We start from the raw sequence: 21,405 nt of genomic DNA, 5'->3' as shown, positions 1-21,405 counted from the left end.
AACAAAATTCACGAAATGCGAAATTTTATTACTCCGAGAGGAGTTTCCTCCCCAAGAGAACTTTGCTTATATGCGGCTTCCAAGAGCCTGTGGGAAGGGCTCGATATAACAAGAGGGAGAATCCCATGAAAACGAAACTGACATTCGCGGCCGCGCTGCTGGCTGCCACGATGCTGAGCGGCGCGGCGGGCGCCAAGACGTTCGTCTATTGCTCGGAGGGCAGCCCGGAGGGCTTCGATCCGGGTCTCTATACGGCGGGGACGACATTCGATGCAGCCGCGCACACGGTCTACAACCGCCTGCTCGAGTTCAAGCCCGGTACGACCGAGACCGTCCCCGGCCTGGCCGAAAGCTGGGAGATCTCCGACGACGGCCTGCAGTACACCTTCAAGCTGCGCCCCGGTGTCAAATTCCAGACCACGGACTTCTTCACGCCGACGCGCGACATGAACGCGGACGATGTGATCTTCTCCTACGAGCGGCAGTTGAAGAGCGACAATCCTTGGCACCAATATGTCGCCGGCGCCGCGTGGGAATATTTCAACGGCATGGGCTTTCCGGATCTGATCGACACGATCGAGAAGGTGGACGACATGACGGTGCGTTTCACGCTCAAGCAGCGGGAAGCGCCGTTCCTCGCCAACGTCGCGATGCCCTTCGCCTCGATCGTGTCGAAGGAATATGCCGACAAGCTGGAAGCCGACGGCCAGATGCAGATGCTCAACCAGCAGCCGGTGGGAACAGGCGCCTTCGAGTTCGTCGCCTATCAGCAGGATGCCGTGATCCGCTATCGCGCGCATGAGGACTACTGGAACGGCAAGCAGCCGATCGACGATCTCGTCTTCGCCATCACGCCGGACGCTTCGGTGCGCTATCAGAAGCTGAAGGCTGGCGAATGCCACCTGATGCCTTATCCGAACGCGGCCGACGTCGAGGAGATGAAGGCGGATCCGAACCTTAAGGTGATGGAGCAGGAAGGCCTCAACGTCGCCTATCTCGCCTACAACACCACCCAGGAGCCTTTCGACAAGGTCGAGGTGCGCAAGGCGCTCAACATGGCGATCAACAAGGAGGCGATCGTCGAGGCGGTGTTCCAGGGGCAGGCCACACCGGCCAAGAACCCGATCCCGCCGACCATGTGGTCCTACAACGATGCCATCGAGGACGATCCGTATGATCCGGAAGCGGCCAAGAAGATGCTCGAAGAAGCAGGCGTCACCGACCTTTCCATGAAGGTCTGGGCGATGCCGGTCAGCCGCCCGTACATGCTCAATGCCCGCCGTGCGGCCGAGCTCATCCAGTCCGATTTCCGGGAGATCGGCGTCAATGTCGAGATCGTCAGCTACGAGTGGGCTGAATATCTCGATCGCTCGAAGGCGAAGGACCGTGACGGCGCCGTGATGCTCGGCTGGACCGGCGACAATGGCGACCCCGACAACTTCCTCCACACCCTGCTCGGCTGCGATGCCGTCGGCGGCAACAACCGCGCGCAGTGGTGCAACGAGGAATTCGACAATCTGGTGACGCAGGCCAAGCAGACCTCAGATCAGGCCGAGCGCACCAAGCTCTATGAAGAGGCGCAGGTGGTCTTCAAGCGCGAGGCGCCGTGGGCGACGCTCGACCATTCGCTGTCGGTCGTACCGATGCGCAAGGAAGTCGAGGGCTTCGTGCAAAGCCCGCTCGGCGACTTTGCCTTCGAGGGCGTAGACATCGTCGAATAAGCCACTAAATGGCCCAGACGGGAGGCGCGCCGGGAAACCAGCGCGCTTCTTTTCCATTTTGTAATGTAGCCCTCCCGGGCTCGCGCGTACTATGGGAGATCGAAAGCGCCATGTTCCGGTTTTTCCTCCGGCGGCTTGCGGTCCTGATTCCGACCTTCATCGGCGTCTCCATCATCGCCTTCGCCTTCATCCGCATCCTGCCGGGCGATCCCGTCATGCTCATGTCGGGCGAGCGTGTCATGTCTCCCGAACGCCATCAGGAACTGACCCATCTGCTCGGCTTCGACCGGCCGCTCTGGATTCAGTATGTCGATTATCTTGGCGGCGTGGTCACCGGCGACTTCGGCAACTCGATCGTGACGAAGCGCCCGGTTCTGAACGATTTTCTCACGCTCTTCCCGGCGACATTGGAGCTTTCCATCTGCGCCATCATCATCGCCATCCTCATCGGAGTGCCGCTCGGCATCCTGGCGGCGGTCAAGCGCGGTTCCTGGCTCGACCAGTCGGTTATGGGCTTTGCGCTCGTCGGCTACTCCATGCCCATCTTCTGGTGGGGCCTTCTGCTCATCATCTTCTTCTCCGGCGTCCTGCAATGGACACCGGTGTCGGGGCGTATCTCGCTGCTCTACTATTTCCCACCGGTGACCGGCTTCATGCTTATCGACAGCCTGCTGTCGGGCCAGGAAGGCGCCTTCACGTCCGCCGTCTCCCATCTCGTCCTGCCGACCGTGGTGCTCGCCACCATCCCGCTCGCCGTGATCGCACGGCAGACGCGCTCGGCCATGCTGGAGGTGCTGGGCGAGGACTATGTGCGCACCGCCCGCGCCAAGGGCCTGCCGCCGCGCCGCGTCATCGGCCTTCACGCGCTGCGCAACGCGCTCATCCCGGTCATCACCACCATCGGCCTGCAGGTCGGCGTGCTTTTGGCCGGCGCCATCCTCACCGAGACCATCTTCTCCTGGCCGGGCATAGGCAAGTGGATGGTCGATAGCGTGTTCAAACGCGACTACACGGTGGTGCAGGGCGGGCTGCTCTTGATCGCCGGCATCATCATGATCGTCAACTTGATCGTCGACATGCTCTACGGTCTGGTGAATCCCAGGATCAGGCACTGAGCCATGGCCACCACGAACACAAAAGACCAAAACGCGGCCATCGGCCTTGAAGGCGGCACCCTTATCGCCACCAGCCGGCGCGCGCGGCTGGCCGAGTTCTGGTATTACTTCCGCCAGAACCGGGGCGCCGTCATCGGCCTGGCTGTCTTCGTCATCATCGTCGCCATCGCCGTCCTGGCGCCCCTCATCGCCCCGCACGGCCCCAGCCTTCAGAATCGCGGCGCCTTCCTCCTGCCGCCCGTTTGGGAGGACGGCGGGCGCTGGGAGTTCGTGCTCGGCACGGACGCGGTCGGACGCGACATCCTCTCGCGCCTCATCTACGGCGCGCGCTTCTCGCTTTTCATCGGTGTCGTCGTCGTCTCCCTCGCCGTCACCGTAGGCATCTTCGTCGGCCTGATGGCCGGCTATTTCCGCGGCGCGGTCGATACCGCCGTCATGCGCATGATGGATATCATCCTGGCCTTCCCCTCGCTGCTCCTGGCGCTGGTGCTCGTCGCCATCCTGGGGCCGGGGCTCACCAACGCGATGATCGCCATCGCCCTGGTGCAGCAGCCGCATTACGTGCGGCTCACCCGCGCCGCGGTGATGGCGGAAAAGGGCAGGGACTATGTGACGGCGGCACGCGTCGCCGGCGCCGGCAATCTGCGGCTGATGTTCAAGACCATCCTGCCCAACTGCACCGCACCGCTCATCGTCCAGGCCGCGCTTTCCTTCTCCACCGCCATTCTCGACGCAGCGGCACTCGGCTTCCTCGGCATGGGTGCGCAGCCGCCGACGCCGGAGTGGGGCACCATGCTGGCCGAGGCGCGCGAGTTCATCCTGCGCGCCTGGTGGGTGGTCACCTTCCCCGGCATCGCCATCCTCGTCACCGTGCTTGCCATCAACCTGATGGGCGACGGCCTGCGCGACGCGCTCGATCCGAAACTGAAGAGGTCGTGACGATGTCCCTGCTCGAGATCGAAAACCTCACTGTCGAGTTCGACACCGCAGGCGGCAAGCTGCGCGCCGTCGACGGCATCTCCTTGTCGGTGGAGGAAGGCGAGGTGCTGGCCGTCGTCGGCGAGTCGGGCTCCGGAAAATCCGTCTCCATGCTCGCCGTCATGGGGCTGTTGCCCTGGACGGCCACCGTTACGGCGGACCGCCTGGCCTTCCAGGGCCGCGATATCCTCAACCTGTCGCCCGCCGAGCGGCGGCGCATCGTCGGCAAGGATATCGCCATGATCTTCCAGGAGCCGATCGCCAGCCTCAATCCATGCTTCACCGTCGGCTTCCAGATCGAGGAGACGCTGCACCAGCACACCGATCTCGACCGGGCGGCGCGCCACCGCCGTGCTATCGAGCTTCTGAAATCCGTCGGCATCCCCGAGCCGGAGGATCGCCTCGGCGCCTTCCCGCACCAGATGTCGGGCGGTCAGTGCCAGCGCGTCATGATCGCCATCGCCCTCGCCTGCGGCCCGAAGCTTCTGATCGCCGACGAGCCGACCACCGCACTCGACGTCACCATCCAGAAGCAGATCCTCGATCTGCTCATGGACCTGCAGGCCAAGACCGGCATGGGCATGATCCTGATCACCCACGACATGGGGGTCGTGGCCGAGACGGCGGACCGGGTCGTCGTCCAGTACATGGGGCGCAAGATGGAGGAGGCGGACGTGCTCTCCCTCTTCGAAAAACCGAAGAGCGCTTATACGCGAGCGCTTCTTTCCGCCCTGCCGGAGAATGCCGTCGGCGACCGCCTGCCCACCGTCTCCGACTTCGCCCTCGACGACACGCCCTACACGGGAGCGCGCACATGAGCGAGATCGTGCTGGAAACCCGCGACATCGTCCGCGACTACCACATCGGCGGCGGTCTCTTCCGCCAGGGCCGCACCGTGCACGCGGTGAAGGGCGTCAGCTTCAAGCTCGAGAAGGGCAAGACGCTGGCCATCGTCGGCGAGAGCGGCTGCGGAAAGTCGACGCTGGCGCGCATGATCACGATGATCGACGCGCCCACCGCCGGCGAGCTTTTCATCGACGGCGAAAAGGTCGATATCGTAAGACAAGGGCTGACGCCGGAACTGCGCCGCAAGGTGCAGATCGTCTTCCAGAACCCCTACGGTTCACTCAACCCGCGCCAGAAGATCGGCGATGTGTTGATGGAGCCGCTCATCATCAATTCCAACATTCCCGCGAGCGAGCGGCGCGAGCGCGCCATGCGGATGCTCAAGAAGGTCGGCCTCGCTCCCGAGCACTTCAACCGCTATCCGCACATGTTTTCCGGCGGTCAGCGCCAGCGCATCGCGATCGCCCGCGCGCTCATGCTCAACCCGCGGCTCCTTGTCCTCGACGAGCCGGTCTCCGCGCTCGACCTGTCGGTGCAGGCGCAGGTCTTGAACCTTTTGGCCGACCTGCAGGACGAGTTCGGCCTCACCTTCGTCTTCATCAGCCACGACCTCTCGGTCGTGCGCTACATCGCCGACGAGGTGATGGTGATGTATTTCGGGGAGGCGGTGGAATACGGCACGCGCGACGAGGTCTTCTCCAACCCGCAGCACGACTACACCAAGACACTCTTCGCTGCCACGCCGCGTGCCGATGTCGAGAGCATCCGTGCGCGGCTCGCCAGGAAGGCGGCTTGAGCAAGTCCGCCTAGAGCAATTCCAGGAAAAGTGGAAACCGGTTTTCCGTCCGGAATTGCGACAAAACAAAGAGTTAGACCAATTCATCGATTCTATGAAACGATGAATTGGTCTAGCGGGGGGCGAGCTATCACGCCCGCGCCTCCGCTTGCCGGCTCAGCACCTGCCTCAGATTGAAGGCCGCCTCCATGAGATCGCGCGTATAGTCGCTCCTGGGGCGTTCGAAGACCTCGTCCGTCACCCCCTCCTCTACCACCCGTCCAGACTTCATGACGATGGTGTAGTCGGCCAGCGCCTTCACCACCGCCAGGTCGTGGCTGATGAAGATGAAGGACAGGTTGTGGCTTTTCTGGATGCGCCGCAGGAGCGTGATGATCTGCTTCTGTACCGACCGGTCGAGCGCCGAGGTCGGTTCGTCCAGAACGATCACCGTCGGCTTCAGCACCACGGCGCGGGCAATCGCGATGCGTTGGCGCTGACCGCCGGAGAATTCGTGCGGGAAGCGGTTGCGCATGGCCGGGTCCAGCCCCACCTCCTTGAGTGCCTCCATCGCCTGCTCCACGCGCTGGCCCGCCGAAAGCCCCGGCTCGTGCACCAGAAGCCCTTCGGTGATGATCTCGCCCACCGTCATGCGTGGACTTAAGCTACCGTACGGGTCCTGGAACACCATCTGCAGGTTCCTCCTGTATGGCCGCATGGCCGCGCGGTTGAAGCCCTGGATGGGCACGCCCTGATAGACGACACGTCCTTCCGACGGCAGCAATTGCAGCAGCGCCCGGCCAAGCGTCGATTTTCCCGAGCCCGATTCGCCGACGATGCCCACCGTCTGGCCCGCCCTCAGGCTCAGCGTCACATCCTGCACCGCCTTCAGCGCGAAACCGGGTGAGAACAGCCCGCCCCTGGCGGAGAAGGTGACCGACACCTTGTCGGCGTCGAGCAGGATCGGCGCGCTTTTCGGCACCGGCGGCTTGTGCCCCTCGGGTTCGGCGGCCAGCAGCATTTTCGTGTAGTCTTTCGTGGGGCGGGTGAAAATCTGCTCCGTTACCCCTTCCTCCACCACCTTGCCGTGCTGCATCACATACACCCTGTCGGCGAAGGCCTCGACGATGGTCAGATCGTGGGTGATGAAGAGGATTGCCATGCCGAGCTTGTGCTGCAGCTCAGCCAGGAGCCCCAGGATTTCGGCCTGGATCGTCACGTCCAGCGCCGTCGTCGGCTCGTCGGCGATAAGCAAGTCCGGGCCGTTGGCAAGCGCCATGGCGATCATCACGCGCTGGCGCTGCCCGCCGGACAACTCGTGCGGATAGGATTTCAGCCGTCGCTCCGGCTCGGGGATGTGCACCAGCTTCAAAAGCTCCAGCGCCCGTCTTCGCGCCGCGGAAGCCGACAGCCCGCCATGCACGCGCAGAGGCTCCGATATCTGCCGTTCGATGGTGTAGAGCGGGTCGAGCGAGGTCATCGGCTCCTGAAAGATCATGGTGATCTTGGCGCCGCGGATACGGTTGAGCTTCTCCCGCGGCAGGCCGACCAGTTCCTGCCCGCGATAGGTGACGGAGCCGTCGGCCCGGCCGTTGGAGGCCAAAAGCCCCATGGCCGCCATCATGATCTGGCTTTTTCCCGAGCCGGATTCGCCCACCACGGCCACCGTCTCCCCGGCTCTCACGTGCATATCGACCCCGCGCACCGCCTCGACCGCGCCGTCCGGCGTATCGAAGGTGACGCGGATGTCGCGTATGTCGAAGATCGTTTCCGCCATCCTTTCCATCTCAGCGATCCTTCGGGTCGAGCGCGTCGCGCAGTCCGTCGCCAAGGAAGTTGAGGGCGAAGAGAAGCATCGTCAGCGCCAGCGAGGGGTAGAGGAGCATGTAGGCGGCACCGCGCATGTTGCGCGCGCCCTCGGCGATCAGCACGCCCAGGCTCGTCAGCGGCTCCTGCACGCCGAGCCCGAGGAATGAAAGGAAGCTTTCCAGAAGGATCACCTTGGGGACGAGCAGCGTCATGTAGATGATGACCGGTCCCAGCGTATTGGGGATGATGTGGCGGCGCAGGATGCCCCCGGAGCTCACACCCAGCGCCTCGGCCGCCTGCACGAACTCGCGCCTTCTGAGCGAGATGGTCTGCCCACGCACGATGCGCGCCATGTCGAGCCATTCCACCGCGCCTACGGCAATGAACATCAGGACGATGTTGCGGCCGAAGAAGACCACCAGCAGGATGGCGAAGAAGGTGAAGGGAAGCGCGTAGAGGATGTCGACCACCCGCATCATGACATTGTCGATGCGTCCGCCGAGGAAACCTGCCGTCGCACCGTAGAGCACACCGATGAGGAGCGCCACGCCGGTCGCCAACGCACCGATCATCAGCGAGATGCGGATGGAGATGAGCACGCGCGCGAAGAGGTCGCGCCCATTGGCGTCCGTGCCGAAGATGAAGCGCAGCCGGTGCACGTCGGCTTCCATCGTCACGTGCTGTCCGTCCGCGCTCTGCTCGACGATGCGGGCGTTGGAGAACAGGTCCGAGCGGTCGAGGTAGCGTGTCACGCGCGGGTCGATTTCACGGCTGGAGGATGCCTCCACGCGCAGCGTCCCGCCGTCGATCGTCAGCGCATCGATATCGAGCCGCATACGCGCCGCGACGCTCTCGGCCGCCGGCAGGATCTCGTCCTCGCGCGGATAGGCCTCCAGGCTCGCCGGCACCTTGACGAAGTTCGGATAGACGTTGGCGTAGTGGTGCGGCGCCAGCATCGGCCCGAACAGGCCGGCGAAGATGAAGACGATGAGGATGCCGAGGCTCACCATCGCCGCCTTGTTGCGGCGCAGGCGCATGAAGGCGGTGGCCCACAGCGAGCGGCCTTTGACGCCTTCGCCGATAACGGCCGCGGGTGTGTTGGTGGCGATATCAGTCATAGCGCACCCTTGGGTCGAGCGCCGCATAGAGCAGGTCGACGATCAGGTTGAAGACCACCACGAAGACGGCGATGATGATGACGGTGCCCATCACAAGGGTGTAGTCGCGGTTGAGTGCCCCTTGCACGAAGTAGCGGCCGATGCCCGGCAGGCCGAAGATCGTCTCCACCACGACCGAGCCGGTCAGAAGCGCGGCCGCCGCCGGCCCGAGATATGAGACCGCGGGCAGGCAGGCCGCCCGCAGCGCGTGCACGCCGACGATCATACGCGTCGGCAGGCCGTAGGCGCGCGCCGTCCGCACGTGGTCGGAGCGGAGCGCCTCGATCATCGAGCCGCGGATGAGGCGGGCGACGATCGCCACCTGCGGCAGCGCCAGCGTGATGACGGGCAGAACCATGTTCTGCGGGCTGCCGCCGCCCCAGCCGCCGGCCGGCAGCATGCTGAGCCACACGCCGAAGATCAGCGACAGGAGCGGCGCCACGACGAAGTTGGGCACCGTGATGCCGAACGTCGCCACGGCTGTCACGCTGTAGTCTATCCACGAATTCTGCCTGAGCGCGGCGATTGTGCCGAGCACGGATCCCGCCAGGAGAGCCACGAGAAGCGCCAGGCCGCCGAGCTGGATCGACACCGGCAGCCCGTTTGCGAGCAGTTGCTGCACGTTGAAATCGCGGTAGATGAAGCTCGGCCCCAGGTCGCCGCGCGCCAGGTTGCCGAGATAATAGAGATACTGTTCCCACACCGGGCGGTCGAGGTGGAAGACCCGGTTCAGGTTCTCCAGCACCTTCGCCTCGAGTGCGCGTTCCTGGTCGAAGGGCCCGCCGGGGGCCACACGCATCAGGAAAAAGGACGCGGTTACGACGAGAAACAGCGTCGGGATCGCCCCGAGCAGGCGACGCAATACATAGCCGAACATAGGCTTGTCTAACTCTCGACTGTGCACGCAGCGGCTGCGCGCATTCGTGGAAAGCGCGCAGCCGCCAACGCGACGTTATTCGGAGAGGCTCATAAAGCGCGTGGGATGAACATTCCGAATATTGTCCTCCCAGCCCTGCAGCTTGGGCGAGACCAGCGAAAGGGACGAGTAGAAGAGCAGCGGAACGAAGGGCGTGTCGCGCAGGAACACGGTCTCCGCCTGGCGAAGGATTTCGGCCCGCTTCTCAAGATCGCCTTCCGCCGCCGCCTGGTCCATCAGGGCGTCGTATTCGGGGTTCTTGTACTTGGCGTAGTTGAACCCCGTATTGTCGCTCTCCACCAGGAACAGGAAGTTCTGCGGGTCGGAATAATCGCCGATCCAGCCTGCGCGCGCCACCTCGTAGTCGCTGGTATCCCGCAGCGTCGCATAATGCGCCGAGAGATCGCGCACGTTGAAGGTGACGTTGACCCCCAGCGGCTTCCACATATCGGCGATGGCGGTCGACGTGTTCTTGTGGTTCTCCGAGTTGTTGTAGGAGATTTCCAGCGTCAGCGGGTTGTCGGGGCCGTAGCCGGCTTCCTCCATCAGCGCGATCGCCTGGTCCTCTCGGTCGAGCGGCGACATTTCCGCCCATTCGACCGTGGCGCCGCCGCCCTGGTAGTTGCCGATACCGGGGGGCACGAGGGCGTAGGCTGGAAGCATTGCGCCGGCCCAGATCTCCTCGGCAAGGAATTCGCGGTCGATGACCATCGCAAGCGCCTGGCGCACTTTGGGATCCTTCAGCGCCTCTTTTTCGGTGTTGAGCGCGAAGTAGTATGTGCCAAGGTAGGGCGCGATGCGGACTTGGTCGCCCAGGCGCTCTTTCAGCGAGGCGATCTGCTCGGTGGGCAGGTCGGAGCAGCTATGCACCTCGCCCGCCTCGAAGCGGCGCACGCAGGTGGCGCGGTCCTCGATCGGCAGATATTCGATACGATCGATGGCGGCGCTGTCGAATTCGCGGAACTCCGGGTTCTTCTCCATCACGATCTTGTCGCCGGGCGTGAAGGAGACGAGGGTGTAGGCGCCGTTGGTCACCATGTTTTCCGGCGTCACGAAATCGCTGCCGTGTTCCTCGACACTCGCCTTGTGCACCGGCAGACCCGTCTGATGGGTCAGAAGCTCGATGAAATAGGGCGTCGGCTGCTCGAGCGTGATCTCCAATGTCTTCTCGTCGATCGCCCTGGCGCCGAGTTCGGTGGGTTCCATCTCGCCTTTGTTGATCTTCTCGGCATTCTTGATGGGAAAGAGGATGTTGGCGTATTTCGCACCTGTTTCCGGCGTCATGATGCGCTGGAAGGAAAAGACGAAATCCTCCGCCGTGACCGTGTCGCCGTTCGACCATGTCGCGTCGTCGCGCAGTTTAAAGGTGTAGGTCAGGCCGTCGTCGGAGACCTCCCAGCTCTCCGCGGCGCCGGGAATGACATTGGCCTTGCTGTCGTTGATTACGAGCCCCTCATAGAGGTCGCGGAAAAGGTGGGCCTCGGCCACGGTCGAGGTCTTGTGCTGGTCCAGCGTTTCCGGATCGCCGTCGTTTCCGCGGATATAGGTCGTTTCAGCCAGCGCCATGTTTGCCCCGGCGACCACACCCGCGGCCGCCAACGCGCCGGCCAGGAGCGGCCGGATGACTGCAAGTTTCAACATACTCAACACTCCCATCTTTTCGCGTTTCGCGCTTGTTGTTGATTTGGCTCGGTCGCGAGCGCAGCCCGTCTGGAAGAGAAAATTTGCGTGACGCCCGTCGGTCGAAAAAGCGGATCGAACGTTTTTCTTCCCCCTTCCGGTTCGACACAGCATGGCTGGATATTGCCGAAGGCAACGCGTGTAACGAGCCTGGTTGGAGGCCTGATTAGGCATCGAAATGACGCGCACGTCAAACAGATTCCTGTGTAAACAAGAAGCAGCAACAAGCGCACCACGGCGTGCCGGCACAGGCAATAAAATTGCCGCTCCCGCTTGTCTGCGCCGTGCAAAGTTGCGCGTGGAAAGCAGCAAGTGCCGTGCAGCGGCCGACGGCGGAGGTGATGGATCCTGAAGGAAGAAGAGGGGCAGCGCCTCGGAGTCGGGGTGGCCTGCCACCCGAAGCCGAAGGCGTAGGGTGGTGCCGCTTGTCAGACTCGAACTGACGACCTCCGCATTACGAATGCGATGCTCTACCAACTGAGCTAAAGCGGCTAAGGCCGGCTGGCGCCGGCATCCCATGCGTGACGCCTGATACCCGCATCGCCGGCGAAGATCAAGTGATCTTGCGCTGCTTTGCAAGATGGCTCCGTGCCCTCCGAAATGGTCATGGACTCTCCCGCAACCTGCGCTAAGCTGTCGGTATGACCCACCGTCCGTGGTGGGCGGATGCATCACGGCAACGACCGACCTGAGGAGGGACCCATGGCGGAAATTTCGATGACGGTGAACGGCCGCAAGGTGACAGGCACGGTGGAGGACCGCACGTTGCTGGTCCATTTCCTGCGTGAGAACCAGGGCCTGACCGGCACCCATGTCGGCTGCGACACCTCGCAGTGCGGCGCCTGTGTCGTCCACCTCGACGGCAAGGCGGTCAAATCCTGCACCATGCTGGCCGCACAGGCCTCGGGCTCGCAGGTGCTCACCATCGAAGGCCTCGCCGAGAGCGGCGAACTGCACCCGGTACAGGCCGCTTTCAAGGAGCACCACGGCTTGCAGTGCGGCTTCTGCACGCCCGGCATGATCATGGCCGCGGTCGACATGATCCGCCGCCATCCGCAGGGCCTCGACGAGAAGACCGTGCGCGCGGAGCTGGAGGGCAATATCTGCCGCTGCACCGGCTACCACAACATCGTCAAGGCGGTGCTGGCCGCCTCGGAGGCGATGAGCGGCAAGGCGAAGGCAGCGTGAGGGAAGTGAATGGTGAGTAGTGAATAGTGAATAGAGGCGAACGGCGCCAAGCCGGAGACTGAAGCTCTCCAAGAGCGGTGTCTTTCACTATTTCACTACTCACCACCTCGCTATTCACCCATTCCGACGGAGGAGGAACGTCATGGGTATCGAAGGCATCGGCGCCAGAGTGGCGCGCAAGGAAGACAAGCGGTTCCTAACCGGCCTCGGCCGCTATGTGGACGACATGGTGGTGCCCGGCATGAAGCACGCCATCTTCGTGCGCAGCCCGCATGCGCACGCGGCGATCAGGAGCGTCGACACCAAGGCAGCCAAGGCCATGCCCGGCGTTATCGGCGTGCTGACGGGCGCCGAGTTGAAGAACGACGGTATCGGCAACTTGATCTGCGGCTGGATGATCCATTCCAAGGACGGAACGCCGATGAAGATGGGCGCCTATTCGGCGCTCGCCACCGACCGCGTGCGCTATGTGGGCGAGGCGGTTGCCGTCGTCGTGGCTGAAACCAGGGGCCAGGCGCGCGACGCCGCCGAGGCGGTCGAGATCGACTACGAGGAGATGCCGGCTGTCACCGACGCGGTCGAGGCGCTCGAGAAGGGCGCGCCGCAGCTCCACCCCGAGGCCGAGAACAACCTCATCTACGACTGGGAGATCGGCGACGCCTCCGCCGTCGACCAGGCGCTCGATGGCGCTGCCCATGTGACGCGCATGAAGCTCGTCAACAACCGCCTCGTGCCCAACGCGATGGAGCCGCGCGCCGCCCTCGGCCACTACGACATGGCGGAGGACCACTTCACGCTGTGGACCACCAGCCAGAACCCGCATGTGGCCCGCCTCGTCATGAGCGCCTTCTACAATGTCGCGCCGGAGAACAAGCTGCGCGTCATCGCGCCCGACGTCGGCGGCGGCTTCGGCTCCAAGATCTACGTCTATCCGGAGGAGATCGTCTGCCTGTGGGCCTCCAAGAAGACCGGCGTGCCGGTCAAATGGGTGGCCGACCGCACCGAGAGCTTCCTCACCGACGCCCATGGCCGTGACCATCACACGGAGGTTTCGCTTGGCTTCGACGCCGACAACCGCATGGTCGCGTTGAAGGTCGACACCATCGCCAATTTCGGCGGCTACATGTCGCTCTTCTCCTCCTGCGTGCCCACCTATCTCTACGCCACCTTGCTTTCCGGGCAGTACGCCATCCCGGCGATCCACTGCAACGTGCGGGCGGTCTACACCAACACCGCACCGGTGGACGCCTATCGCGGCGCCGGCCGGCCGGAGGCCACCTATCTGCTCGAACGCACGGTGGAGACGGCGGCGCGGGAGCTGGGTGTCTCTCCAGCCGAGCTTCGCCGCAAGAACTTCATCCGCGAGTTCCCCTACCAAACCCCCGTCATCATGAACTACGACGCGGGCGACTACGAGGCCTCGTTGGACGCCGCCATGCGCGAGGCCGACTATGCCGGCTTTCCCGCCCGCCGCGATGAGGCGAAGAAGAGGGGCAAATTACGCGGCATCGGCATGAGTTGCTACATCGAGGCCTGCGGCATCGCGCCCTCCCAGGCCGTCGGCAGTCTCGGCGCCGGCGTGGGTCTCTGGGAGTCGGCCGAAGTGCGGGTAAACGCCGCCGGCACCATCGAGGTGCTGACAGGCTCGCACAGCCACGGCCAGGGCCACGAGACCACCTTCGCCCAGGTGGTGGCCTCACGTTTCGGCGTGCCGCTCGAGCAGGTCTCCATCGTCCATGGCGACACGGACAAGGTGCAGATGGGCATGGGCACCTACGGCTCGCGCTCCGGCGCTGTCGGCGCCAGCGCCATCGTCAAGGCGCTCGACAAGGTCGAGGCAAAAGCGAAGAAGATCGCCGCCCACCTCCTGGAGGCTGACGAGAGCGACATCGTCATCGAAAATGGCGAGGCAAAGGTCGCCGGCACGGACCGGACCCTGCCATGGTTCCAGGTGGCGCTCGCCGCCTATACGGCGCACAACCTGCCGGAGGGCATGGAGCCCGGCCTGAAGGAGGGCGCCTTCTACGACCCGACCAATTTCACCTTCCCCGCCGGCTGCTACATCGCCGAAGTCGAGGTGGACCCGGAGACCGGGCACACCGACGTCGTGCAGTTCGTGGCGTCGGACGACTTCGGCAACATCATCAATCCGCTGATCGTCGAAGGGCAGGTGCATGGTGGGCTGGCGCAGGGCATCGGCCAGGCGCTTCTGGAGGGCTGCCATTACGATCCGGCCTCGGGCCAGCTCGTCACCGCCTCCTACATGGACTACACCATGCCGCGCGCAGGCGACCTTCCGTCATTCCAGGTATCGACCACCAACACCCCGTGCCCCGGCAATCCGCTCGGCGTCAAGGGGTGCGGCGAGGCCGGTGCCATCGGCTCCCCGCCGGCGATCATCAACGCGATAACGGACGCGATCGGCAACAACGATCTCAGCATGCCGGCAACACCGCAGAAGGTGTGGGCGGCGATGCGGAGAAATCAGTGAATAGTGAATAGGGAGATAGTGAGTAGTGGGGAGCTTGAGATCGGCGTCGAGCCCACAGAGAGCTTTCTACTCACTACTCACTACTCACTACTCACTACCTCGCTCATCGACCTCGAAGAGGAGAACCCAATGCACCAGACCACCTACCACCGCGCCTCCTCCGTTTCCGAGGCGGTGAAGCTGTTGAACGATGCCGACGACGGCAAGTATGTCGCTGGCGGGCAGACGCTCATCCCCACCATGAAGCAGCGCCTCGCCGCGCCGTCCGACCTGGTGGACCTGCGGCACATCGCCGACCTGAAGGGCATCGAGGTCTCGGGCGACAAGGTGAAGATCGGGGCCGCCGCCACCCACGCGGAGGTGGCCGAAAACGCCGCGCTCGCCAAAGCCTGCCCGGCGTTCTGCCATCTCGCCGCCCATATCGGCGACCCGCATGTGCGCCACATGGGAACCGTCGGCGGCTCCATCGCCAACAACGATCCCGCGGCCGACTACCCGGCCGCCCTTCTGGCGCTCGCCGCCACTGTGCACACCAACAAGCGTGAGATCTCGGCCGACGATTTCTTCGTCGACCTGTTCGAGACCGCGCTCGAGGACGACGAGATCATCACCGCCGTCTCCCTCACCGTTCCGGAGAAGGCGGGCTACGGCAAATTTCCCAACCCGGCCTCGCGTTATGCGCTCACCGGCGTCTTCGTGGCCAGGCGGGCGGATGGCGTGCGTGCCGCCGTCACGGGTGCCGGCGAGAACGGCGTCTTCCGCGCCGAGGCGATCGAGAAGGCGCTCTCCTCCTCCTTCGACGCCTCCGCTCTCGATGGCGTCACCATCCCGGCCGACGGCCTGATGACCGACATCCACGCCTCCGCCGAATACCGCGCCAACCTCATAGCCGTGATGGCCAAGCGCGCCGTCCAGGCGGCGAATGGATGAGTGACGGCGCCTGGGGCAAGGCCTTCGAGCGGCTGCGCGAAGCCGCCGCAGGCCTGCCCGAGGTGGAAGAAAGCACATCGTACGGCACGCCTTCGTTGAAGGTGCGCAAGAAGTTCCTGGCCCGGGTGAAGGATCCCGAGACCGTCGTCCTAGAGCAATTCCAGGAAAAGTGGAAACCGGTTTTCCGTCCGGAATTGCGACAAAACAACAACTTAGATCAGTTTATCGATTCCATGAAACGATGAACTGGTCTAGTGTGTCCGCTGGAGGAAAAGGAGATGCTCCTTTCCGCCGCACCCGGCATCTTTTATGAGACCGACCACTACAAGGGCTGGCCAGCCCTCCTGGTGCGCATCCACCGCATCGCCCCTGATGAGCTTCGCCACCGGCTGGATCGCGCCTGGCGCATGCAGGCGCCGAAGCGCCTCGCCGCCGCCCAGGACCGCGGACGGGAAAACCCTTCCGGCAACTGATTCCGCCGCCTACTGCCCGGCGCTGTACGCAGCGATCGCCGCCATATTCACGATGTCGGAATCCTTGGCGTTGAGCGACACGATCTGCACCGGCTTGTTGAGGCCCACCAGAAGCGGCCCGATCACCGTAGAGCCGCCCAGTTCCTGCAGCATCTTGGTGGAGATCGAGGCCGAGTGGAACGCCGGCATGACAAGCACGTTCGCCGGTCCCGACAGCCGGCAGAACGGATATTGCTTCATCAGCTGCGAATTGAGTGCCACGTCCGCCGCCATCTCGCCGTCATACTCGAAGTCGACGCGCCGCTTGTCGAGAATGCGAACAGCTTCCTGCACCTTGGCCGAGCGCTCGCCCGGCGGGTGGCCGAAAGTGGAGTAGGCGAGCATGGCCACGCGCGGCTCGTATCCCATGCGCCGCGCCATGCCGGCCGCTTCCTCGGCGATGTCGGCAAGTTCCTCCGAGGTCGGCATATCGTGGACGGCCGTATCGGCCACCAGCACCGTGCGCCCGCGGCACAGCGCGATCGACACGCCGATGACGCGGTGTCCGGGCCGGGCGTCGATGATGCGGCGTATATCGTCGAGAGCGGTGGAATAGTTGCGCGTCAGCCCAGTTACCACCGCATCCGCATCCCCCAGCGCCAGCATGCAGGCGGCGAAATGGTTGCGGTCGTTGTTGATCAGCCTCTGGCAGTCGCGGAAGAGATAGCCCTTGCGCTGCATCCGCTCGTAGAGGTGGTGGGCATAGATGCCGTTGCGCCGCGACAGCCGGGCGTTGATGAGCTCGATGCCGGGCCGGGAGAGGTCGACGCCGGCGTTGCGCGCCGTCTCCTGCATCTGCTCCTCGCGGCCTAGAAGGATTGCGGTGCCCAGCTTCTGGTTCACGTAGGAGACAGCCGCCCGCATCACCTGCTCTTCCTCGCCCTCGGCGAAGACCACGCGCTTGGGCTGGCGGCGCACCCGGTCGTGGATGCGTTGCAGCGTCGAGGCGATGGGGTCGCGCCGGGCGGAAAGCTCGTTGGCGTATTTCTCCATGTCGAGGATTGGCCGGCGCGCCACGCCGGTATCCATCGCCGCCTTGGCGACCGCCACCGGCACGGCCGAGATCAGCCTGGGATCGAACGGCACCGGGATGATGTAGTTGGGCCCGTATTTCGGCCGGTTGCCCTGATAGGCAGCCGCCACGTCGTCCGGCACGTCTTGCCGGGCGAGTGCAGCCAAGGCCTCCGCCGCCGCCACTTTCATCGCTTCGTTGATGGTGGTCGCCCTGACATCCAGCGCACCGCGGAAGATATAGGGAAAGCCGAGCACATTGTTGACCTGGTTCGGATAGTCCGAGCGCCCCGTCGCCATGATGGCGTCGGTACGGATCTCCGCCACCTCCTCCGGTGTGATCTCCGGGTCCGGATTGGCCATAGCGAAGATGATCGGGTTCCTGGCCATGGACTGCACCATGGCCGGCGTCAGCGCCCCCTTGGCCGAAAGGCCGAAAACCACATCCGCGCCCTCGAGCGCCTCGGCCAGCGTGCGCTTGTCGGTCTCCACCGCATGGGCCGACTTCCACTGGTTCATGCCCTCTTTGCGCCCCTTGTAGACGACGCCTTTCGTGTCGCACAGGATGACGTTTTCCGGCGCAAATCCCATCGCCTTGGCCAGTTCGATGCAGGCGATGCCGGCCGAGCCCGCCCCGTTGCAGACGAGCTTCGTCGTCTTCAGGTCGCGCCCCGTCAGATCGAGCGCGTTGATGAGCCCGGCCATGGCGATGATGGCCGTGCCGTGCTGGTCGTCATGGAAGACGGGGATGTCCATCAACTCGCGCAGCCGGCTTTCGATGATGAAGCACTCCGGCGCCTTGATGTCTTCCAGGTTGATGCCGCCAAAGGAAGGGCCGAGCAGCTTGACGCAGTTGACGAATTCCTCCGCGTCCTCGGTATCCACCTCGAGATCGATGGAATCGACATCGGCGAAGCGCTTGAACAGCACCGCCTTGCCCTCCATCACCGGTTTCGACGCCAGCGCCCCGAGATTGCCGAGCCCCAGGATCGCCGTGCCGTTGGAGATCACCGCCACCAGGTTGCCCCGCGTCGTGTAGTCGAAGGCGCGGCTCGGATCCTCGGCGATCGCCTTCACCGGGACGGCCACGCCCGGCGAATAGGCCAGCGAGAGGTCCCGCTGCGTGGCCATCGGCTTGGTCGGGTTGACCTCCAGTTTGCCCGGCCGGCCCGAGGCGTGAAAATCCAGGGCCTCCTGCGGGCTCACCGAGGGGCCCTGTCTCTCAGTCTTGTCCATCTCCGCCACGCTCCTCCGCTCCCTCCGATGTCGGCTTCTTGTGGAGTTTTGCCGAACACGGGTGCATAAGGCTACATTTGCGGTAGGTAAATGGCCAAGCAGAGCTAAACGCGCGTTTTTTGAAGGGGCGCTTCTTGAACGACGAAACGCCAATCCGCCAGCGTGAGGCCGCCGCAGTGGGGGCGCCCGCAGCCGGCGCGACGCCGATGATGCAGCAGTATATCGAGATCAAGGCAGCCAACGCCGACTCGCTGCTCTTCTACCGCATGGGCGATTTCTACGAACTGTTCTTCGAGGATGCGGAGGTGGCAAGCCGCGGCCTCGGCATCACGCTCACCAAGCGTGGCAAGCATCAGGGCGAAGACATCCCCATGTGCGGCGTGCCGGTGCATGCGGCCGACGATTACCTGCAGAAGCTCATTGCGCTCGGCCACCGCGTCGCCGTCTGCGAGCAGATGGAGGACCCGGCGGAGGCCAAGAAGCGTGGCTACAAGTCCGTGGTGCGTCGCGACGTCGTCCGCCTCGTCACCCCCGGCACCATTACCGAGGAAAAGCTCCTCGACCCTTCCGAAGCCAACTACCTGATGGCGCTGGGCCGCGTGAAGGGCGGGGAGGAGCAGCTTGCGCTCGCCTGGATCGACATCTCCACCGGCACCTTCCGCGTTGTCTCCACCACGCCCGAGCGGCTTCTTGCCGACATCCTGCGCGTCGACCCGCGCGAGTTGATCGTCGCCGAGCCCGTCTACCACGACGAAGCCCTGCGCCCGGTCTTCGACACGCTCGGCCGCGTCGCCAACCCGCAGCCGCCGAGCTTCTTCGATTCGTCCAGCGCGTCCGCCCGCCTTTCCCGCTTCTACGGCGTTGCCACCCTCGACGGCTTCGGCCGTTTCTCGCGTGCCGAGCTTTCCGCCATCTCCGGCGCCGTCGCCTATGTGGAAAAGACGCAGAAGGCCGAACGCCCGCCGCTTGGCCGCCCCGAGCGCGACGAGGAGGGCGCCAGCCTCTTCATCGACCCCTCCACCCGCGCCAACCTGGAGCTTACCCGCACCCTTTCCGGCCAGCGCGACGGCAGCTTGCTGAAGGCCATCGACCGCACGGCGACCGGCGCCGGCGGAAGGCTGCTCGCCGAGCGCCTGACATCCCCGCTCACCGACCCCGGGGCCATCGGCGAGCGCCTCGATTCCGTCTCCTTCTTCCTTGAGGAAGCCACCCTGCGCGAGCGCCTGCGCGAATTCTTGAAGGGCGTGCCCGACATCAGCCGCGCGCTCTCCCGCCTCGCCCTCAACCGCGGCGGCCCGCGCGACCTCGGCGCGCTCGCCAGCGGGCTGGAGGCCGCCACGGCAATTGCCGGCCTCCTGCGCGATAAGGAGCTGCCGTCCGAACTCGCCCGCGCCCTCGCGCAGTTGGCCGCGCTCCCCGAAGATCTCGCCGCCCACTTGGAAAGGGCGCTCGCTGAAGACTTGCCGCTCCTGAAGCGCGACGGCGGCTTCGTGCGCGCCGACTACGACGCCGAGCTGGACGAGATGCGGGCGCTGCGCGACCAGTCGCGCCGCGTCATCGCCGCCATGGAGCGCGATCTGGTCGAAGAGACAGGCATCCGCTCCCTGAAGATCCGCCACAACAACGTGCTCGGCTACTACATCGAGGTGACGGCCAACAACAGCCAGGTCATGACCGGAACCGACGAAGCCAAGGCTCGCTTCATCCACCGCCAGACCATGGCCAGCGCCATGCGCTTCACCACCACCGAGCTCGCAGGGCTCGAAACCAAGATCGCCAACGCCGCCGACAGAGCGCTTTCCATTGAGCTCGCCGTCTTCGACCGCCTGGTATCGGAAGTCGTCGCCGCCTCCGAGCCGCTCCGTGCCGCCGCGCAGGCGCTTGCCGCCCTCGATGTCTCCGCCGCCCTCGCCACCCTTGCCGAGAGCGAAGCCTACTGCCGCCCCGCCGTCGACGACAGCCTCGACTTCCACATCGAGGGCGGCCGCCATCCGGTGGTGGAACAGGCGCTCCGCCGCCAGCTCGGTGAGCCCTTCGTTGCCAACGATTGCGACCTGTCACCGTCGGAGGGCGAAAAGGCCGGCGCCATCTGGCTCTTGACCGGCCCGAACATGGGCGGCAAGTCCACCTTCCTGCGCCAGAACGCGCTGATCGCCGTCATGGCCCAGATGGGCTCCTTCGTGCCTGCCCGCCTTGCCCGCATCGGCGTTGTCGACCGCCTCTTCTCCCGCGTCGGCGCCTCCGATGACCTCGCCCGAGGCCGCTCCACCTTCATGGTCGAGATGGTCGAGACCGCCGCCATCCTCAACCAGGCCGGCGAACGCTCCCTGGTCATCCTCGACGAGATCGGCCGTGGCACTGCTACCTTCGACGGCCTCTCCATCGCCTGGGCGGCCGTCGAATACCTGCACGAGAAGAACCGCTGCCGCGCCCTCTTCGCCACTCACTTCCATGAGATGACGGCGCTTACCGAAAAGCTCCCCCGCCTTGCCAACGTCACCATGCGGGTGAAGGAGTTCGAGGGCGAGGTGATCTTCCTGCACGAGGTCGCGCGCGGTGCCGCCGACCGTTCCTACGGCGTCCAGGTCGCCCGCCTGGCGGGGCTGCCCGCCGCGGTGGTGGAGCGCGCGAAGGAGGTCCTGCACCGGCTGGAGGAGGGGGAGACCGGCGGCAAGGCGGATCGGCTGGCCGACGACCTGCCTCTCTTCACCGCCGCAGTCCGCCACGAGCCGGCAAAGCCGAAGCGTACCGACCGCCTTTCAGAAGCGCTTGCGGGCCTCAATCCGGACGACATGACGCCCCGTGAGGCGCTGGAGGCGCTCTACCGGCTGAAGGCACTGGATTCGGGCGATTGAGTGCCCCATTTCACCGTTCCTGCAAACACGCTATAGACGCGGGCGAAAAAGCGCCTTTCCTCTTCCTTGGGGCTATCGCCTATGGATTTTGAGTCCTTGATCGGACCCCCACCCCTCACCCCTCCCCTCAAGGGGGAGGGGGACATCGGCGTCTCAGAATCCCCCTCCCCCTTGAGGGGAGGGGT

The 21,405-nt window shown here is 64.6% G+C and carries 16 protein-coding genes and 1 tRNA gene; 11 read left to right on the top strand and 6 right to left on the bottom strand.

Features of this window, described 5'->3' with window-relative positions:
* Window positions 1-125 precede the first annotated feature (125 nt).
* From GM910_RS15555 to GM910_RS15535, 5 genes are all read left to right on the top strand, one after another.
* Window positions 126-1,721, top strand: a complete 1,596-nt coding sequence (locus GM910_RS15555; protein WP_159588788.1) for an ABC transporter substrate-binding protein — start codon at window positions 126-128, stop codon at window positions 1,719-1,721.
* A 110-nt stretch (window positions 1,722-1,831) separates the two neighbouring features.
* A complete protein-coding gene (locus GM910_RS15550; protein WP_159588786.1) occupies window positions 1,832-2,836 on the top strand; it encodes an ABC transporter permease subunit in 1,005 nt (334 codons plus the stop codon).
* 3 nt (window positions 2,837-2,839) lie between these two features.
* Entirely contained in the window at window positions 2,840-3,775 is a 936-nt protein-coding gene (locus GM910_RS15545) for an ABC transporter permease subunit (RefSeq protein WP_159588784.1), read from the top strand.
* A 2-nt stretch (window positions 3,776-3,777) separates the two neighbouring features.
* On the top strand, window positions 3,778-4,632 hold the full coding sequence (locus GM910_RS15540; protein ID WP_159588782.1) for an ABC transporter ATP-binding protein: 855 nt from the start codon (window positions 3,778-3,780) through the stop codon (window positions 4,630-4,632).
* The gene (locus GM910_RS15535; protein WP_159588780.1) at window positions 4,629-5,456 is read left to right on the top strand and encodes a dipeptide ABC transporter ATP-binding protein; all 828 of its coding nucleotides are present in this window, start codon (window positions 4,629-4,631) and stop codon (window positions 5,454-5,456) included. Before GM910_RS15540 ends, GM910_RS15535 begins: the two co-directional genes overlap by 4 nt.
* A 130-nt stretch (window positions 5,457-5,586) precedes the next feature.
* Here GM910_RS15535 and GM910_RS15530 read toward each other — a convergent pair whose 3' ends face one another.
* The 5 genes from GM910_RS15530 to GM910_RS15510 all read right to left on the bottom strand — a co-directional run bounded on the left by GM910_RS15530 (window position 5,587) and on the right by GM910_RS15510 (window position 11,489).
* Entirely contained in the window at window positions 5,587-7,221 is a 1,635-nt protein-coding gene (locus GM910_RS15530; protein WP_159588778.1) for an ABC transporter ATP-binding protein, read from the bottom strand.
* A gap of 1 nt (window position 7,222) precedes the next feature.
* The gene (locus tag GM910_RS15525; protein ID WP_159588776.1) at window positions 7,223-8,362 is read right to left on the bottom strand and encodes an ABC transporter permease; all 1,140 of its coding nucleotides are present in this window, start codon (window positions 8,360-8,362) and stop codon (window positions 7,223-7,225) included.
* Window positions 8,355-9,278 carry an oligopeptide ABC transporter permease OppB gene (gene oppB, locus GM910_RS15520; RefSeq protein ID WP_159588774.1) on the bottom strand — a complete coding sequence of 308 codons (924 nt, stop codon included), beginning with the start codon at window positions 9,276-9,278 and terminating at the stop codon, window positions 8,355-8,357. Before oppB ends, GM910_RS15525 begins: the two co-directional genes overlap by 8 nt.
* A gap of 75 nt (window positions 9,279-9,353) precedes the next feature.
* The gene (locus GM910_RS15515) at window positions 9,354-10,958 is read right to left on the bottom strand and encodes a peptide ABC transporter substrate-binding protein (RefSeq protein ID WP_159588772.1); all 1,605 of its coding nucleotides are present in this window, start codon (window positions 10,956-10,958) and stop codon (window positions 9,354-9,356) included.
* 455 nt (window positions 10,959-11,413) lie between these two features.
* Window positions 11,414-11,489: transfer RNA gene (locus tag GM910_RS15510), tRNA-Thr, on the bottom strand.
* A 210-nt stretch (window positions 11,490-11,699) separates the two neighbouring features.
* Between GM910_RS15510 and GM910_RS15505 the strand changes: the two genes are divergently transcribed.
* The 5 genes from GM910_RS15505 (at window position 11,700) to GM910_RS15485 (ending at window position 16,079) form a co-directional block, all read left to right on the top strand.
* Window positions 11,700-12,185: a (2Fe-2S)-binding protein gene (locus GM910_RS15505; RefSeq protein ID WP_159588770.1), complete on the top strand. Its 486-nt coding sequence runs from the start codon at window positions 11,700-11,702 to the stop codon at window positions 12,183-12,185.
* A gap of 142 nt (window positions 12,186-12,327) precedes the next feature.
* Window positions 12,328-14,676 (top strand): xanthine dehydrogenase family protein molybdopterin-binding subunit, encoded by a 2,349-nt coding sequence (locus GM910_RS15500; RefSeq protein WP_159588768.1) that lies wholly within the window; start codon window positions 12,328-12,330, stop codon window positions 14,674-14,676.
* Between the two features lie 129 nt (window positions 14,677-14,805).
* Window positions 14,806-15,606 carry an FAD binding domain-containing protein gene (locus tag GM910_RS15495; RefSeq protein ID WP_159588766.1) on the top strand — a complete coding sequence of 267 codons (801 nt, stop codon included), beginning with the start codon at window positions 14,806-14,808 and terminating at the stop codon, window positions 15,604-15,606.
* Window positions 15,603-15,851, top strand: a complete 249-nt coding sequence (locus GM910_RS27835) for a hypothetical protein (protein WP_425482689.1) — start codon at window positions 15,603-15,605, stop codon at window positions 15,849-15,851. Before GM910_RS15495 ends, GM910_RS27835 begins: the two co-directional genes overlap by 4 nt.
* Window positions 15,852-15,884: 33 nt before the next feature.
* Entirely contained in the window at window positions 15,885-16,079 is a 195-nt protein-coding gene (locus GM910_RS15485; protein ID WP_201285513.1) for a hypothetical protein, read from the top strand.
* Between the two features lie 9 nt (window positions 16,080-16,088).
* On the opposite strand, the gene GM910_RS15480 is transcribed toward GM910_RS15485, so the two are convergent.
* Complete coding sequence (locus GM910_RS15480) at window positions 16,089-18,365, bottom strand: NADP-dependent malic enzyme (protein ID WP_159588764.1); 2,277 nt, start codon at window positions 18,363-18,365, stop codon at window positions 16,089-16,091.
* Window positions 18,366-18,571: 206 nt separating this feature from the next.
* Between GM910_RS15480 and mutS the strand changes: the two genes are divergently transcribed.
* Window positions 18,572-21,220: a DNA mismatch repair protein MutS gene (gene mutS, locus GM910_RS15475; protein WP_159588818.1), complete on the top strand. Its 2,649-nt coding sequence runs from the start codon at window positions 18,572-18,574 to the stop codon at window positions 21,218-21,220.
* Window positions 21,221-21,405: the final 185 nt, after the last annotated feature.

This window comes from Chelativorans xinjiangensis (assembly GCF_009812055.1).
GTDB lineage: Bacteria > Pseudomonadota > Alphaproteobacteria > Rhizobiales > Rhizobiaceae > Chelativorans > Chelativorans xinjiangense.
Note: the sequence above shows the minus strand (reverse complement) of the source record. Positions and strands in the feature narration are given on the sequence as shown.

Bases quoted from the DNA above. Each gene is read 5' to 3' on its own strand.
- GM910_RS15555 (WP_159588788.1), top strand. From the start codon at position 126: ATGAAAACGAAACTGACATTCGCGGCCGCGCTGCTGGCTGCCACGATG.
- GM910_RS27835 (WP_425482689.1), top strand. From the start codon at position 15,603: ATGAGTGACGGCGCCTGGGGCAAGGCCTTCGAGCGGCTGCGCGAAGCC.
- GM910_RS15540 (WP_159588782.1), top strand. From the start codon at position 3,778: ATGTCCCTGCTCGAGATCGAAAACCTCACTGTCGAGTTCGACACCGCA.
- GM910_RS15530 (WP_159588778.1), bottom strand. From the start codon at position 7,221: ATGGAAAGGATGGCGGAAACGATCTTCGACATACGCGACATCCGCGTC.
- GM910_RS15545 (WP_159588784.1), top strand. From the start codon at position 2,840: ATGGCCACCACGAACACAAAAGACCAAAACGCGGCCATCGGCCTTGAA.
- mutS (WP_159588818.1), top strand. From the start codon at position 18,572: ATGATGCAGCAGTATATCGAGATCAAGGCAGCCAACGCCGACTCGCTG.
- GM910_RS15500 (WP_159588768.1), top strand. From the start codon at position 12,328: ATGGGTATCGAAGGCATCGGCGCCAGAGTGGCGCGCAAGGAAGACAAG.
- GM910_RS15480 (WP_159588764.1), bottom strand. From the start codon at position 18,365: ATGGACAAGACTGAGAGACAGGGCCCCTCGGTGAGCCCGCAGGAGGCC.
- GM910_RS15505 (WP_159588770.1), top strand. From the start codon at position 11,700: ATGGCGGAAATTTCGATGACGGTGAACGGCCGCAAGGTGACAGGCACG.
- GM910_RS15535 (WP_159588780.1), top strand. From the start codon at position 4,629: ATGAGCGAGATCGTGCTGGAAACCCGCGACATCGTCCGCGACTACCAC.
- GM910_RS15515 (WP_159588772.1), bottom strand. From the start codon at position 10,958: ATGTTGAAACTTGCAGTCATCCGGCCGCTCCTGGCCGGCGCGTTGGCG.
- GM910_RS15550 (WP_159588786.1), top strand. From the start codon at position 1,832: ATGTTCCGGTTTTTCCTCCGGCGGCTTGCGGTCCTGATTCCGACCTTC.
- GM910_RS15485 (WP_201285513.1), top strand. From the start codon at position 15,885: ATGCTCCTTTCCGCCGCACCCGGCATCTTTTATGAGACCGACCACTAC.
- GM910_RS15525 (WP_159588776.1), bottom strand. From the start codon at position 8,362: ATGACTGATATCGCCACCAACACACCCGCGGCCGTTATCGGCGAAGGC.
- oppB (WP_159588774.1), bottom strand. From the start codon at position 9,278: ATGTTCGGCTATGTATTGCGTCGCCTGCTCGGGGCGATCCCGACGCTG.
- GM910_RS15495 (WP_159588766.1), top strand. From the start codon at position 14,806: ATGCACCAGACCACCTACCACCGCGCCTCCTCCGTTTCCGAGGCGGTG.